Raw genomic sequence first — 14,182 nt, forward strand, 5'->3', positions numbered from 1 at the left:
TTACAAAAATGCTTCTAAATCCTCGCTTCCTAAGTTAATCGAAGGTTAATGCGGAGTTAATGACTAATTTGAATAATAAAAGAATTATTTTTGAATTCAATTTTTACCAAATGAAGCAAAGAATCAATTTATTAATCGCCTTTTCAGTTGTTGCTCTGATCGTTTTATCAGTTGTACAATGTTATTTGGTAAAAACTACTTACGATTATAAAGTAGCCCAATTTCACACAGAAATCAAAGATAAAATTGCTCTAATTACAAATGATTACAGTGATATTGATTCGGCTTATGTCAATAAAAAGGAAATGCTTTATAAGCAATTGGCACAAAATTATGTTTTGACCAAAAAGCCAAAATTCGAAATTGAAAGCACATTACTGGATCATGAATCTGGAAGTGAATTAACTCGAAAACTGCAACTAAAATTCAAACGTGAATTTCCAGATATTTCAATTGATTTTGCTATTGTTCTTAACAAGTTTGTCATTTATAATAGTCATAAAAAAGCAGACACTATTTTTTCCAAAAAGCCCCTTATACAAAGTAAAATATATGGTAACTTAAAGTCTTTAAATAATGCTTTTTTAGTTAGAAATTATGTTAGCACCACCAATGGTCCTGAAACATTAAAAGAGTATAAATTGCTTACCGAAGACTCTATGTATGTTTCTGTAATCGATTGGGAAATGATCATTTTCGAACGAATGAAAATGATTTTGCTATTATCTCTGTTATCCATTCTTACGCTAATAACGCTGTTCGTAATTGCCATAAAAGCGTTAATTAAGCAAAAGAAAGTAAGTGACGTCAAAACTGATTTTATCAATAATATCACTCACGAACTCAAAACTCCTTTGACTACTTTGGGAATCTCCACAAAAATATTGGAGCGAAAAGATATCCGTGACAATGACGAGCAATTCAGCAGTGTTCTAAATACTATTTCACGTCAAAATAACCGTCTGCAAAGTTTAATTGACCAAGTAATGGCTAATTCATTGGGTGAAAGTGATATTGAACTGCAAAAAGAGAAAATCATTGCAGAGTCATTTTTGAACGCAATAGTTTTCGATTTTAAGGTTGCGTTTCCAAAAGTGACTCTTGAAACTCATTTTAATACTAAAGAAACCCTTTTGGTTTTAGATAAATTTCATTTGACTACAGCCATTTTAAATGTACTCGAAAATGCCGTAAAATATGGTAGTAACACAATTACAATCAAAACAGAATTAATCAAAAACCAATTCAATATCAGCATCAAAGATGACGGAATTGGAATTTCAAAAAGCAAACATCCTTTATTGTTTGATAAATTCTACAGAGTCGAGCAAGGCAATCTGCATAATGCAAAAGGACTAGGTTTGGGGCTTTATTATGTAAATCAAATCATAAAAGCGCATCAAGGTACAATAGCTGTTATAAGTGATTTAGGTAAGGGGTCTGAGTTTACAATCATGTTTAAAGTCTAATAATTTGTCATTGAAAAAAGTACTTTTAGCCGAAGATGATGCTGATTTTGCAGGCGTTCTCAAACAATACTTAGAATTGTACCAATTTGAGATCACTTGGGCCGAAAATGGTGAAGAAGCATTGGCTATTTTTCAAACTAAAAACTTCGACATTTGTGTTTTTGATGTCATGATGCCAAGAATGGATGGATTTACTCTTGCAGAAAAAATCATTAAAATCAATCCCGATGTTCCTTTTGTTTTTCTAACGGCAAGAAAGCTAAAAGATGACAAAATCATTGGCCTAAAATTGGGTGCGGATGATTATATTGTAAAACCCTTTGAGGCTGATGAACTTGTTTTGCGACTGAACAATATTTTGAAAAGAAGCAAACAAAATCATTTTCCAAAAATAGATGATGAGTTACAAATTGGTACATATTTATTCGATACCAAACGTTTGTGTCTAAAAAATAATTCTATAACACAGCAACTCACTGAAAAGGAAGCTTCTCTTATCCATTTTTTCTATACTCATAAAAATCAAATGGTAAAAAGAGAGCAAATTTTGAAAACGATTTGGGGTAACGACGACTTTTTTTCGGGAAGAAGCATGGATGTCTACATCAGTAAAATTCGTAAATATTTCAAAGAGGACTCAAGAATAAGCATTGAAAGTGTTCGAAATATTGGGTTAGAATTTAAGATTGCTGAATAAAAAGCTATTTGGAGTTATCTTTTGCTGTTGAAGCAATTACAATCAGCCCTAAAATTAAAGCACAACTGTACTCCATTCCTCCTTCACCATGCTCACCAACCCACCAGCCATTCTGATAATGAATAATTATATTTCCCATTATTAGCATTAAAATAAATCCGAGAGATAAATACTTTGTATAATAACCCAAGGCAAGGGCTATTCCTCCAATAATTTCATAAACAGTAATTCCCCAAACCATTGCTGTAGTAGCAAAGAAGCCTTTTTTGGATAAAAAACCGGCAAATCGTTCTATTGTTCCATTTCCAATTCTAGTAACAGCATGGGCTACAAAAAACAATGGTAAAGTAATTCTAAAAAGAAAAAGTGACTGTGATGTGGATATAAAAGGAAAATTTTTCATATTTTTTTTACTAAAATAATAAATAAACATGAAAAACTGTAAAAAAATGCAGACCTATAAGCCGGATTCTGTTCTTGTTATTGCTAACAATACCTTATCATTTATCTAGATTCAGCATTACTGCTGAACTCAAGCTATCTACCCTTCAGCAACGGACGAGAAGCCCTTAAATGCTGATATACTTGATATTTCACCGCATAGAGTTTACCTGGTTTCACTACAGCATTACCTGTACATACTTTCTGTTGCACTTGTCCTAATCCCAATAAATCGGAACCGACGGGTGTTACCCGCTATGCTTCTCTTTGGTGTCCGGACTTTCCTCCCTCCCGATTAAACGAGACGACGATAAGGCGGTCTGCGGTGCAAATCTACAACATTAATCAAGGTTTATCAAGAGCAGTTATTTTTACTTTAACAAGTCCTTTGCAACCTATTATAAATAAAACAGTTACCTTTAATAATTACTTTTAATTTATTCGATCATGAAAACTAAATATCATTACACCACTGTTTTAGAGGCTTTAGAAGATTTAAAAGAAAAAGGTTTTGACCATGATTTTAATCTTCATAACGATGCTATTAAGTCAAATCCGAACGATTATGCTGTTAAACATGTTTATCGTTATGAAGGAGATTCGGATCCAGATGAAGAATCAGTTGTGTACGGAATAATTTCAAATTCGGGTAAAAAAGGTGTGTTTGTAGCAGGTTTTTCGGCTAATTCAGATAATGAAGCTGCACAAATTTTAGACAAATTATATATAGAAAGTAATAGGTAATAAAATCTTAATCACTTTTAAGCCAACCTGTAATGCTCATTCTGGTATTTTGTGTTACCAAAACTTCGTGAACCAATTCGTCACTTTTGAAGAAAACCGTTTTGCCTTGAGTTGGACTAATTTTTTGATTATTATCCAATTGATGAATCATCAGTTCGCCACCATCACTTTCCTTCCAATCACTGTTAAGATAGCTAATCATAGAGTATTTTCGGCTAGGATTATTCTTGAATTGGTCTAGATGTTTCAAATAGAAATCGCCGGATTCATACAAAGAATAATGGAATTCATAACCCGTAATTCCGGCATAACAACTTTCATTTAAATACACAATGAAGGCTTCAATTTGAGTAAAAAATTCGATTTCAAACGCATTATTATTCTTTTTATCCAACCAGTAAATCGAATCGCTTCGAATCGCACCATCATAAGAAAGTTTCTCAGAATTACCAATTCCAGCAGTCTTTAACAAACTGTTTTTGTTTAAATTCAGTAAATTTTGTTTTAAATTATTAGCTAATTCAGAACTCAAGAAATGTTCCGATATACCGACTTTATTTTCAATATAAGTCGCAATTAAATCCTCAAAGGAATTTTCCATTATTTTTTTTGGAAAGGCTGAAAATACAGCCAACGGAGCAAGGTAGACTAAATAAAATAGGAAAACGCCTTTTTTGAAATTATAATAAAAAAATGGATTTAATGTAGTAACACTAAATCCATTTCGCTCTTAAAATTTGCTGATATAACTGCCAAAAATATCCTTGAACTCAAAACCCTCGGAAACTCGGTCTTTACTTAGTTTTTTATACTCTACCAATCCCCAGAGAACAAACTCTTTCATAAAATAACGATCTTGTTTTTGTAATTTTGGCTGATATTTTTCTATTAATTTTTCTAAAGGAGCGATATTGTCCAAGATAGTTTTGTATTCCACATCAGTTGAATCATCTAATAATTCAAAACCGCTTTCAGTAAAAAACCAATCTAAAATATCAGAATACGGTGTTTTTTCTCCTTGTTTCTCTAGTTTTTCGATTTTTGGAAAAAAAGCAGGGAAAAAAGTATGAATGGCATCATTTATTAATCGCTGTGCAACAAAAGCAGCTCCCTCCTGCTCTCCTTCGTAAACTAATTCAACCTTACCGGTAATTGCTGGAATTATTCCCATAAAGTCAGATAAACGTAAAGTAGTTTTATCTATTCCAGATCGTAAAGCACGACGTTCAGCAGTACTCAACAAATTCTCATACGCTGTAATACTCAATCGAGCACTTACACCGCTTTTATTGTCAATGAATTCACTTTCTCTCGCTTCAAAGCTAATTTGTTCCAATAAATCCTTAGCCAAAGATGGAATATAAACTAAATCGCTTTGAGCAATATCCAATTTAGCTTCTTGCTCAGTAATGGTTCTAGCAATTTTGATGCTTTCTGGATAATGCGTCAAGATTTGTGAACCAATTCTATCTTTCAGTGGCGTTACAATACTTCCTCTATTGGTATAATCTTCAGGGTTAGCAGTGAAGACAAACTGCATATCAAGTGGCATTCGTAATTTGAATCCTCGTATTTGTATATCTCCTTCTTGCAGTATATTAAATAGCGCTACTTGAATTCTTGCTTGCAAATCGGGTAATTCATTGATCACAAAAATACAACGGTTCGCACGCGGAATCATTCCAAAGTGTATTACTCGATCATCGGCATAAGATAACTTTAAATTGGCCGCTTTTATAGGATCTACATCACCAATTAAATCGGCTACGGTTACATCTGGAGTGGCTAGTTTTTCGAAAAATCGTTCGCTTCTGTGTAGCCATGAAATTGGAGTTGCATCTCCGTTTTCGGCAATTAAGTCTTTTGCAAATCTTGATAAGGGATGAAAAGGATCATCGTTGATTTCGGAACCAGTCACATACGGAATGTACTCGTCTAATAATTCTACCATTTTTCGAGCCAATCTCGTTTTGGCCTGACCACGAAGTCCCAATAAATTGATGTTGTGACGTGACAAAATTGCTCTCTCCAACTCTGGTATTACAGTGTTTTCAAAACCATGAACTCCTTCAAAAGTTGGCTCTCCCGATTTGATTTTTGTTCTCAAATTGTGACGCAATTCATCTTTGATATTCTTACTTACGTATCCTAATTTCTTTAATTCTCCGAATGTGTTTATGTTTTCTATCATCATATTTTTTTTAAAGTTGCTGAGATTCTAAGGTTCTTAGAATCTCAGTTTAATTAATTCTGTTTGTTTTATAATGGCAACAAAGCAATATTTCCCCCTTTAGCCCCGATTGCAATGGAAATCCTTATAAGCCGGGGTTCGGCTTATAAGATTGTAACGGAAAGCGGGACTATGCTTCCAAAAATACCCAATCTTTCTGCTTCAAAATAATAATTGAACTCTATTTAATTCGTTTCTTTCTATTCGTTTCATAATCCTCGAAAATCATTTCGCCCAAACCTTTTAATCCAGTGTAGAACGCTTTTCCCTGATTGGCTTCGGTAAACTTATTTACAAATTTTTGCAGATAAGGGTCGTTGGCAATCATAAAAGTGGTTATCGGAATATGTAATTTTCGGGCTTGTTGTGCTTGTGTATAACATTTTTCTACAATATAATGATCGAGACCGTTGCTGTTCATATAATAACTTCCATCTTTTTCCCTAACACAGCTTGGTTTGCCATCGGTAATCATAAAAATCTGTTTGTTGGTGTTTCGTTTTCTGCGAAGTAAATCCATTGCCAATTGCAAACCTGCAACCGTATTGGTATGAAATGGGCCAACTTTGAGATAAGGTAAATCCCTTATAGAAATCCTCCACGCATCATCTCCAAAAACAAGAATATCTAAGGTGTCTTTTGGATATCGGGTAGTGATTAATTCGGCCAATGCCATGGCCACTTTTTTGGCGGGCGTTATGCGGTCTTCTCCGTACAGAATCATACTGTGACTGATGTCTATCATCAAAACGGTGCTCATTTGGGATTTGTATCGGGTTTCTTCGACCACCAAATCATTTTCGGTTAGCATAAAATCGGCCATACCGTTATTGATTTGTGCGTTTCGCAGGCTTTCTGTCAGGGAAATTCGTTCTAGGCCATCTCCAAAATGAAACTCTCTGAATTCCCCGGTGTGTTCATCACCATTGCCAACATGTTTGGTTTTGTGGTTACCGCTCCCCGACTTTTTAAGATTTCCAAAAATGTTATCCAAAGCTTGTTGGCGAATTGCACGCTCTGTTTTTGCAGTAATTCCTACACCCGAAGTTCCATCATCTTTGACTTCCTCTCGGATATATCCTTTTTTCTTCAGATCCTCAATAAAATCATCGATGGTATAGGTCGATTCTGTTAGTTTGTATTCTTTGTCTAATTCGCGTAACCAACTGATAGCTTCATCAAAATCTCCCGAAGTGTGTGTAATAAGCTCTTTGAAAATAGCAAAAAGCTTATCAAATGGAGATTGAAACGGAGCTTCGTAGCTTTTGAAATAGAATCCCTTTTTTATAGTAGTGTTCATAATCATAAATTTAGATTATTTTTGAATGAACCAACTAAAAACAATTTATAATTTTAAGTTAAAAGCCTTTAACTACAAAAGACAACATTTAGGAAGTCCAAAAAAATAACCATTAAGATATTAAGTTTCATTGAGTTTTAATGCTTAATGGAACTTAATATCTTAATGGTTAAAAATTAAACTAAAAGTTTAAAACAGTTAATCTACTTTTCTAAAAACCAATTCCGAACCCGATTGATTAGTTAATGTTAATCGCATATTCTCGACTTTATAATTGGTAGTACTTTGCAATGCTTTTAGGAAGTCATTTTCTTTATTATTTGGTTGGCACATCATTCGAGTAGTGATCACATTTTTAAATCGAAGTAATCCTCTTTCAAAGAAAATCGCACCATTCATTCTGTTGCAACCGGCAAATCCCATGAATTTATTGGTAGAACTGTTTATTTCCAGATTAGGCAATTCTTTGGTGAAATCTGCCAAAGTCACCTTTTCTCCATTCAATTGTTCCAAAACCCAAATATCGTGCAAACGGGAATCGGTTACATAGTTTCCGCAACCGCTAATGAATGTTGATTCATTATTTTTAACAAATTCAATTCGGACAGAATAAGCCGATTTATCGCCAGACATTGTATTTACACATTCCTGCTGCATAATTTGGATAATCATAGAAACTGCCCCAGACGCAACTCGATACATTTTTACATTGGCATCCATAGCTTGAAGAGGTTCAACGTGATTGCCTGTTAATGTTTCAAAACCGGGCATCAAAGAGGTAAATTCAATAGTTTTCTCAGAAATTTTTAAACTCCAATCGGGTTCGTTACCATTTCCTCTAAAATAAATACCTTTTTCTAAATTCTCCATTTGCTGTTTGTAGGCAAAAGTTGGTTCTTTTTCTACAGGCTCGCTTGGAGCTGTTACTGTGCTTTTACAACCTATAACCAGTAAAACAATTGGCAATAATTGAAGCCATTTTTTCATAATTTTTTAATTTAAAAACTTGAATTATTTAAACTTTCCATCCACATAAAACCAACTTCCATTTTCCTTTTTAAAAGTAGAAAACTCATAATGCACTTGATTATTATTACTTTCATCAATAAAATACGCTTTAAACTCCACCGTGTTTTCTGTAGCTGAAATAATTTCTAGTTTTTGCCATTTATTGGCGGTAGCCCATTTCAAAATTTCTTCTTTCGAATAATATTTTCTTTCAGAACTATGAGTTGTCGCCAATAAATAATCAACCTGTTGAGTTGCGTAAGCCGAATATCGCGATTTCATCAAAGCCAAAGCCGTTGGCGCATGTTGCACACCGCTTATGTAAAGACCACAACACGATTCAAAAGGTTTATCGGAACCGCAATAGCAATTTTCAGGCTCCATAAATCAATTAAGTTGTGTCTTAATCAAGGTAATCTTTTGTTGTAACTGGTTCAACAGGACTTGAAACTTACTGATCTCAATAAGATCTTCATCATCAGCAGAATGATCCAAAAGCTCGTCTAATTCTTCGCTAACATCTACCAATTTATTGCTAGCCTCTTTTGCGTTTTTATTAGCTATAAAGTCAATTATTTCTTGGACTCCGTTTTTCAATTCGTCAAATTTGTCTGTATCCATAATTGTTAGATTTGATTATCCTCCGAAGATTTCCCTTCGTTAAATTTTTTAGTGATTTGTTTTAGTTTTTCTTTGCGATCCATCGCCGCTTTCTTGGCCTTATCTTGGGCTTTGTGCAGTTTATCGTTGTGTTTCTTTATGTTTCTTTCGTTGTTTCGGCTCATTGTATTTCTCTTTTTATTTCTTCCAAAGTCTTATTGGTAAAAATTAGTTCTTCTATAATTTCCTTGCGTAATTCATCAATATCATCATAATCAAAATATTTTGCCCACGATGTCAATTCAAATAAATTCCGAATCTGCTTAATCCTTTTAGCAGTAGCAAAACTAGTTCTCAATATAGCTTTTTTGTCGTAATTTGGATTGTTTCGATGCTGATAATTAACCGTTCCCTTTTCGTAATTGGCATCCAGATAATATAATTCCTCTTCAGCATTGTCAGGATAAAATTCATCCCAAGACGCAAAACCTATTTTAAATTTGGATTCTGTTTCTGGTTCCATTTGCTCCAAACGCCATTTACTGTTGGCCAAACGCCCCCAATGATTCGACAATCGATACATTCCTTCCTTAGTATAATAGTATTTACTCCCCGACTGGCTGTCGTATTGCACTGGCATTCCCGCAATCCTATCAGGCAACACCTGGCGAAAAACACAAAATGTATTCTTGAACGATTTTGGACTCGGTCGAAATATTTTTTCCATAAAACAAAGGTAGCCACAAACAGCAGTAAGTACCAAATCAATTGCAAAACAAACATTATGGGGTGTCACCATAAAGAAAAGGGACCAAATTTATACAACGGTGATTTGGTCCCTTTCCTTTATGCTGTCGGGCTGTACGCGCTACTTCGGTAGCTAGCTTCCATCCCTCACCCGACCGCAATACTATTTAGGTTTAAATAACAAATATTCAGTTCCACGAAAAAGCATTTCAACTCCATTTCCCACCACATTCTCCGATTAATTAGCTAACTTTGCACAACATTTATTTTAAAATAAACAGAATATGACCAAAGCATCAGAAGAAAGAATGTTACAAAAAGGCGTTTTTACAGGAATAATGGAGCAAGATGAAAACAACAATTATTTTTGTGGTATTTATCTTTTGGACTTCAAAATGGCTCAAAAACACAATCTTGGCGATATGATTACTATAAAAAGCGTCATCGAAAACCCAAGCGACATCAGTTATAATAAATACCCAAAAAAGTCCAAAAACTTTGACAAGGCAAATATGAAGCCTGAGCAATAGACATTTAGACTATACGGATTATTAAAAAAAATCAAAAAATTACTTTTTTTGATTTTTTTTTTGGTCTAAACTAAAAAGTTAAAAAAAAGTGTACCTTTGCAAAAAATTGTCGATTTTCAGCCAAAACAAGTTTGGTTCAATAGTAAAAGACAAGCAGTTACCATATTTATGAAAAAAATAGTTGAATACCGCAAACTACTTAATGTAGAAAAAACAGTTGAGCTTAAAGAATTGAAAACCATCTATCGTAACGCGATGAAAGATGCGCATCCTGATAAATTTCAAGGTGATGATGCTGGTTTAAAAGCTGCTGAAGAAAACAGTAAAAAAATTATTGAAGCTTACCACTTCTTGGTAAGTATCAACGCTGAGACAATCAAACAACTTTTACCTGAATATACTGAGACAACTTCTACATCAACCGTTACAGATTATAAATTTGTAGAAGGTAGATTGATTATTAATTTCTCAAATGGAAGCGTTTACGAATACATCAGTGTTCCTAAAGCAATTTACGTAAAAATGGTTAACGCTGACTCTCCTGCAAGATTTGCAAAAAGACATATCTTTAATGCGTATCCTTGGAGAAAAACAACAAACCAAGAATAGTTTTTCCTTAATTTATATAAAAAAAGCACTCCTTCAAAAGAGTGCTTTTTTTATATAAATACTAATTCAAAATAGTCACGTAAATCTCATAAATTTTAAAATTGAATTCGATTAACGTTTTTTTAACAGGTTTTTTAATAAATTAGCATACCCAAATTAAACTAACTTAACCAAAAAACCATGAATGATTACATTAATCGGTATCAGAGGCAATATAAAAATGCCCTGAAAACCTATGAAAAGCTAAAAAATATAAAGGCTGAAATAGATTTTAAATTAAAATCAAATCCAGTTTGTTCACATCTCCACAAAGATTTAAGGACAGTAAATTTAGATATCAAGATCACATTAAATGAAATCGAACATATCGAATCACATATTCATCAATGCGAATCCTAAACGCTTTAATTAATAAAAAAATATTTAATTTAAACAGAATCAATACTTTTCCAGAGTGTATGTATTCAAACTTTATAAAATTATAAACATTGAATTTACTGGTTTTTAAGAACTTTAAAAACTAAAAAATTATAACATAAATTTAGGGACTAAAGTTATTGTTAATTTATAATTTTAAATACTTTTGTAACCTTAAAAACAATTAACTAATAAAAATGAAAAAAATTATTTTATTTCTTACTGCTACAGCATTACTTACTTCTTGTAGCAAAGACAAATACACTATCTCAGGAACTGCTACTGGATTTGAAAATGGTAAAACAGTAATCCTAGAGACTCAAGATGAGAAAGGTATGGGATTAATTGCTGTTGATACAGTTAAAATAGAAAACGGTAAATTTGAAATCAAAGGAAAAGCTGTTGAACCATCTTTCCACACTTTACAAATTGAAGGTGCTCAAGGTAAAATTCCATTTATCTTAGAAAACGGAGATATAACAATCGTTGTAAACAAAGATACAATTCAAAAATCTAAAATTTCAGGTACTTACAACAATGACGAGTATGTGAAATTCAACGAAGAAATCACTAAAGTGCAAAAACCTTTAATGGATTTCCAAACAGCTAACATGCAAAAAATGCAAATGGCTCAACAAACTAAAGATACTGCAACTATTAATGGTTTGATGAAAGAGTATACTAAAATTCAAACTGAAATTGGTGCTACTTCAAAAACTAAATATGTAGATTATGCTAATACACACCCAAAATCTTTTATCAGTGTATTAATCATCCAAGGAATGAGCAATGATCCAGCTGTAGATTCTAAAAAAATTGAAACTATGTACAATAGTCTTGAAGAGTCTTTGAAAAATTCTAAGCCAGGTAAAGCTCTAAAAACAAAACTTGCTGAATTGAAAACTCCTTCTGTTGGTGCTACAGCAATGCCACAAGCTCCAGCTGCTAAATGAAGGACTGATTTCTCTGCTCCTAACCCACAAGGCAAAACAATTAGCCTTAAGGAAAGTTTAGGAAAAGTTACAATCGTTGATTTTTGGGCTTCATGGTGTGGTCCTTGTCGAAAAGAAAATCCAAATGTAGTAGCCATTTATGCTGAATTGCATTCTAAAGGTCTTAATATAATTGGTGTTTCTCTAGATGAAGATCCTGCAAAATGGAAAGAAGCTATTGCAAAAGATAAACTAACTTGGACTCAAGTTTCGAATCTTAAAGGTTGGGAAGATCCAATTGCAAAGCAATATAAAGTAGAATCGATTCCAGCTACTTTCATTCTTGATCAATCAGGAAATGTAGTGGCACAAGATTTAAGAGGCGATGAACTTAAAGCAAAAATTATAGAATTACTAGGGAAATAATCCTTTTAGTATTCCAAAATAAAAAAATCTCCCTCGTGGAGATTTTTTTATTTAAAAGGGCAAACATATTAGATATGCTTCTATTCACCCAAAAATTATTCATCAGTATATTAATCATTTTATTAATAAAGATTGAAATTATACAATGTTAAATCTCTACTTAATCTAAAAGACTTATTATATAATTTAAGAGATAATGGAGTTGTAAAACATAGAATCATCAAGGATATCAAGCCTTTTTGGATATCAAAATAAAAAATATTCAATAAAGACATTTTTTATTTTATTCAATACCAATGCATTAAAAATAATACTAAAATAAAGTGCAAAAAAAGTTTGTAAAACTAAAAACAGTCTCTATATTTGCACCCGGATAACGCAATAAGCGCTACCAAATAAGGCTTGGGGAGATACTCAAGCGGCCAACGAGGGCAGACTGTAAATCTGCTGTGTGAACTTCGCAGGTTCGAATCCTGCTCTCCCCACAAAACGCTTCAAGAAATTGAAGCGTTTTTTTTCACTTATAGTTCTACTATATCCATATAGTTTGTAAATTTATTTAAGTATGTTAAAAAAATCAATTGAAGCTTTAAAATTTGAAGCAGAAAATACAGGGAAAAATTCATTAAAACGAAGCTTAGGTGCAATTAATTTAGTTGCCATTGGTGTTGGTGTAATTATTGGTGCAGGTCTTTTTTCATTAACAGGTATAGCTGCAGCCAACAATTCTGGCCCTGCCGTAATACTCTCTTTTGTTATTGCAGCCGTTGGGTGTGCTTTTAGCGCTTTATGTTATGCTGAATTTGCTTCTATGGTTCCTGTCTCGGGAAGTGCTTACACTTATGCTTACGCAACTTTAGGAGAACTTTTTGCTTGGATCATTGGGTGGGATTTAATCCTGGAATATTCAGTTGGAGCTGCAACGGTCGGAATAAGCTGGTCGCAATATCTGGTAAAATTTCTGGAAAAGTTTGATATTTTCATTCCACCACAATTGGTATTATCGCCTTTTGAAACAGCCACATTAGCAGACGGAAGCATTGTTCGTGGTATTGTAAACTTACCCTCTATTTTAATTATCGCTTTAATTACTTCAATTATTATTCGTGGTACAAAAGGATCTGCTTTATTCAATGCTGTAGTGGTTGCTTTAAAAGTGGGTGTTGTGATCGTTTTTATAGCTTTGGGTTGGCAATATATTGATCCTGCTAATTATCATCCTTTCATCCCGAACAATACGGGGACATTTGGTGAATTTGGTTGGTCAGGCGTTTTGCGAGGAGCAGGTGTAGTTTTCTTTGTTTTTATTGGTTTTGATATTGTTGCAACAATGGCACAAGAAACAAAAAATCCACAACGAAATATGCCTATTGGAATAATTGGCTCATTACTTGTTTGTACCGTTTTATTCATCTTATTTGGTTATGTCATGACAGGATTGGCAAATTACACTGAATTTAAAAATAGTGCAGCTCCTGTTGCTATTGCTATAGCAAATACACCGTATGAATGGTTAGGAATTGCCGTCATTTTAGCCATTTTAATTGGTTATACTTCGGTTATTCTAGTTGATTTATTAGGACAATCACGTGTATTTTATTCAATGAGTAAAGATGGATTGTTACCAAAAGTTTTTTCGGAATTGCATCCTAAATTCAATACCCCATATAAATCGAACATTGTTTTGTGCATTTTTATCAGCCTTTTTGCAGGACTAGTTCCAATTAGTGTCGTTGGAGAAATGACTAGTATTGGTACTTTATTAGCATTTGTTATGGTTTGCTTAGGAATCTTAATTCTTCGCAAGAAAGAACCTAATCTAGAGCGCCCGTTTAAAACTCCATTCGTTCCCCTTGTTCCTATTTTAGGAATTATTACTTGTGTTGTTATGATGGTTTCCCTACCATTTGACACTTGGTTGCGACTTTTTGTTTGGTTAGCAATTGGCTTTTTAATTTATTTCTTTTACGGTAAGAAAAGAAGCAAACTTCGAAACGAAACTAAATCATAAAAAAAAGTGCTTGAAAATTCA

Annotated in this window: 16 protein-coding genes, 1 tRNA gene, 1 other RNA gene and 1 pseudogene; 9 read left to right on the plus strand and 10 right to left on the minus strand. The window is 33.3% G+C overall.

Annotated elements, in window-relative coordinates; translation table 11 throughout:
- Positions 1–110 precede the first annotated feature (110 nt).
- Together J2W95_RS05105 and J2W95_RS05110 are read left to right on the plus strand one after the other, a co-directional pair.
- The gene (locus J2W95_RS05105) at positions 111–1,469 is read left to right on the plus strand and encodes a sensor histidine kinase (RefSeq protein WP_310004605.1); all 1,359 of its coding nucleotides are present in this window, start codon (positions 111–113) and stop codon (positions 1,467–1,469) included.
- A gap of 10 nt (positions 1,470–1,479) precedes the next feature.
- Positions 1,480–2,166 (plus strand): response regulator transcription factor, encoded by a 687-nt coding sequence (locus J2W95_RS05110; RefSeq protein WP_310004606.1) that lies wholly within the window; start codon positions 1,480–1,482, stop codon positions 2,164–2,166.
- 4 nt (positions 2,167–2,170) lie between these two features.
- Here the strand turns inward: J2W95_RS05110 and J2W95_RS05115 are convergent, their stop codons facing one another.
- The gene (locus J2W95_RS05115; RefSeq protein WP_310004623.1) at positions 2,171–2,569 is read right to left on the minus strand and encodes a DoxX family protein; all 399 of its coding nucleotides are present in this window, start codon (positions 2,567–2,569) and stop codon (positions 2,171–2,173) included.
- 41 nt (positions 2,570–2,610) lie between these two features.
- Positions 2,611–2,934: RNase P RNA component class A (rnpB, locus tag J2W95_RS05120), an RNA gene on the minus strand.
- 120 nt (positions 2,935–3,054) lie between these two features.
- Here rnpB and J2W95_RS05125 point away from each other — a divergent pair.
- Positions 3,055–3,351: a hypothetical protein gene (locus tag J2W95_RS05125; RefSeq protein ID WP_310004627.1), complete on the plus strand. Its 297-nt coding sequence runs from the start codon at positions 3,055–3,057 to the stop codon at positions 3,349–3,351.
- 7 nt (positions 3,352–3,358) lie between these two features.
- Here J2W95_RS05125 and J2W95_RS05130 read toward each other — a convergent pair whose 3' ends face one another.
- The 8 genes from J2W95_RS05130 to J2W95_RS05165 form a co-directional block, all read right to left on the minus strand.
- Positions 3,359–3,952, minus strand: a complete 594-nt coding sequence (locus J2W95_RS05130; protein WP_310004628.1) for a 2OG-Fe(II) oxygenase — start codon at positions 3,950–3,952, stop codon at positions 3,359–3,361.
- A 129-nt stretch (positions 3,953–4,081) separates the two neighbouring features.
- Positions 4,082–5,545, minus strand: a complete 1,464-nt coding sequence (locus J2W95_RS05135) for a magnesium chelatase (RefSeq protein ID WP_310004629.1) — start codon at positions 5,543–5,545, stop codon at positions 4,082–4,084.
- Positions 5,546–5,762: 217 nt separating this feature from the next.
- On the minus strand, positions 5,763–6,881 hold the full coding sequence (locus J2W95_RS05140) for a vWA domain-containing protein (RefSeq protein ID WP_310004630.1): 1,119 nt from the start codon (positions 6,879–6,881) through the stop codon (positions 5,763–5,765).
- A gap of 198 nt (positions 6,882–7,079) precedes the next feature.
- Positions 7,080–7,868 carry an META domain-containing protein gene (locus J2W95_RS05145; protein ID WP_310004631.1) on the minus strand — a complete coding sequence of 263 codons (789 nt, stop codon included), beginning with the start codon at positions 7,866–7,868 and terminating at the stop codon, positions 7,080–7,082.
- Between the two features lie 24 nt (positions 7,869–7,892).
- On the minus strand, positions 7,893–8,273 hold the full coding sequence (locus J2W95_RS05150) for a YchJ family protein (RefSeq protein ID WP_310004632.1): 381 nt from the start codon (positions 8,271–8,273) through the stop codon (positions 7,893–7,895).
- A gap of 3 nt (positions 8,274–8,276) precedes the next feature.
- The gene (locus J2W95_RS05155) at positions 8,277–8,510 is read right to left on the minus strand and encodes a hypothetical protein (RefSeq protein ID WP_310004633.1); all 234 of its coding nucleotides are present in this window, start codon (positions 8,508–8,510) and stop codon (positions 8,277–8,279) included.
- Positions 8,511–8,515: 5 nt separating this feature from the next.
- The gene (locus tag J2W95_RS05160) at positions 8,516–8,674 is read right to left on the minus strand and encodes a hypothetical protein (protein WP_310004634.1); all 159 of its coding nucleotides are present in this window, start codon (positions 8,672–8,674) and stop codon (positions 8,516–8,518) included.
- Positions 8,671–9,216 (minus strand): hypothetical protein, encoded by a 546-nt coding sequence (locus J2W95_RS05165; RefSeq protein WP_310004636.1) that lies wholly within the window; start codon positions 9,214–9,216, stop codon positions 8,671–8,673. The genes J2W95_RS05160 and J2W95_RS05165 overlap by 4 nt, the downstream gene beginning before the upstream one ends.
- Before the next feature lie 304 nt (positions 9,217–9,520).
- On the opposite strand from J2W95_RS05165, the gene J2W95_RS05170 reads away from it, so the two are divergent.
- The 6 genes and pseudogenes from J2W95_RS05170 to J2W95_RS05195 all read left to right on the plus strand — a co-directional run bounded on the left by J2W95_RS05170 (position 9,521) and on the right by J2W95_RS05195 (position 14,161).
- The gene (locus J2W95_RS05170; RefSeq protein WP_310004638.1) at positions 9,521–9,766 is read left to right on the plus strand and encodes a hypothetical protein; all 246 of its coding nucleotides are present in this window, start codon (positions 9,521–9,523) and stop codon (positions 9,764–9,766) included.
- 168 nt (positions 9,767–9,934) lie between these two features.
- Complete coding sequence (locus J2W95_RS05175) at positions 9,935–10,375, plus strand: KTSC domain-containing protein (RefSeq protein WP_310005385.1); 441 nt, start codon at positions 9,935–9,937, stop codon at positions 10,373–10,375.
- Positions 10,376–10,989: 614 nt separating this feature from the next.
- Positions 10,990–11,745 carry a DUF4369 domain-containing protein gene (locus J2W95_RS05180; RefSeq protein WP_310004640.1) on the plus strand — a complete coding sequence of 252 codons (756 nt, stop codon included), beginning with the start codon at positions 10,990–10,992 and terminating at the stop codon, positions 11,743–11,745.
- A gap of 18 nt (positions 11,746–11,763) precedes the next feature.
- Positions 11,764–12,150, plus strand: a pseudogene (locus J2W95_RS05185) (TlpA family protein disulfide reductase); the annotation flags it as partial.
- A gap of 404 nt (positions 12,151–12,554) precedes the next feature.
- A tRNA-Tyr gene (locus J2W95_RS05190) sits at positions 12,555–12,635 on the plus strand.
- A gap of 80 nt (positions 12,636–12,715) precedes the next feature.
- On the plus strand, positions 12,716–14,161 hold the full coding sequence (locus J2W95_RS05195; protein ID WP_310004642.1) for an amino acid permease: 1,446 nt from the start codon (positions 12,716–12,718) through the stop codon (positions 14,159–14,161).
- Positions 14,162–14,182: the final 21 nt, after the last annotated feature.

The organism is Flavobacterium granuli, assembly GCF_031456055.1.
Classification (GTDB): domain Bacteria; phylum Bacteroidota; class Bacteroidia; order Flavobacteriales; family Flavobacteriaceae; genus Flavobacterium; species Flavobacterium granuli_A.

Excerpts from the sequence above, each read along its gene's own strand:
- J2W95_RS05105 (WP_310004605.1), top strand. The coding sequence starts at position 111 with ATGAAGCAAAGAATCAATTTATTAATCGCCTTTTCAGTTGTTGCTCTG.
- J2W95_RS05115 (WP_310004623.1), bottom strand. The coding sequence starts at position 2,569 with ATGAAAAATTTTCCTTTTATATCCACATCACAGTCACTTTTTCTTTTT.
- J2W95_RS05125 (WP_310004627.1), top strand. The coding sequence starts at position 3,055 with ATGAAAACTAAATATCATTACACCACTGTTTTAGAGGCTTTAGAAGAT.
- J2W95_RS05130 (WP_310004628.1), bottom strand. The coding sequence starts at position 3,952 with ATGGAAAATTCCTTTGAGGATTTAATTGCGACTTATATTGAAAATAAA.
- J2W95_RS05135 (WP_310004629.1), bottom strand. The coding sequence starts at position 5,545 with ATGATGATAGAAAACATAAACACATTCGGAGAATTAAAGAAATTAGGA.
- J2W95_RS05140 (WP_310004630.1), bottom strand. The coding sequence starts at position 6,881 with ATGAACACTACTATAAAAAAGGGATTCTATTTCAAAAGCTACGAAGCT.
- J2W95_RS05145 (WP_310004631.1), bottom strand. The coding sequence starts at position 7,868 with ATGAAAAAATGGCTTCAATTATTGCCAATTGTTTTACTGGTTATAGGT.
- J2W95_RS05150 (WP_310004632.1), bottom strand. The coding sequence starts at position 8,273 with ATGGAGCCTGAAAATTGCTATTGCGGTTCCGATAAACCTTTTGAATCG.
- J2W95_RS05155 (WP_310004633.1), bottom strand. The coding sequence starts at position 8,510 with ATGGATACAGACAAATTTGACGAATTGAAAAACGGAGTCCAAGAAATA.
- J2W95_RS05160 (WP_310004634.1), bottom strand. The coding sequence starts at position 8,674 with ATGAGCCGAAACAACGAAAGAAACATAAAGAAACACAACGATAAACTG.
- J2W95_RS05165 (WP_310004636.1), bottom strand. The coding sequence starts at position 9,216 with ATGGAAAAAATATTTCGACCGAGTCCAAAATCGTTCAAGAATACATTT.
- J2W95_RS05170 (WP_310004638.1), top strand. The coding sequence starts at position 9,521 with ATGACCAAAGCATCAGAAGAAAGAATGTTACAAAAAGGCGTTTTTACA.
- J2W95_RS05175 (WP_310005385.1), top strand. The coding sequence starts at position 9,935 with ATGAAAAAAATAGTTGAATACCGCAAACTACTTAATGTAGAAAAAACA.
- J2W95_RS05180 (WP_310004640.1), top strand. The coding sequence starts at position 10,990 with ATGAAAAAAATTATTTTATTTCTTACTGCTACAGCATTACTTACTTCT.
- J2W95_RS05195 (WP_310004642.1), top strand. The coding sequence starts at position 12,716 with ATGTTAAAAAAATCAATTGAAGCTTTAAAATTTGAAGCAGAAAATACA.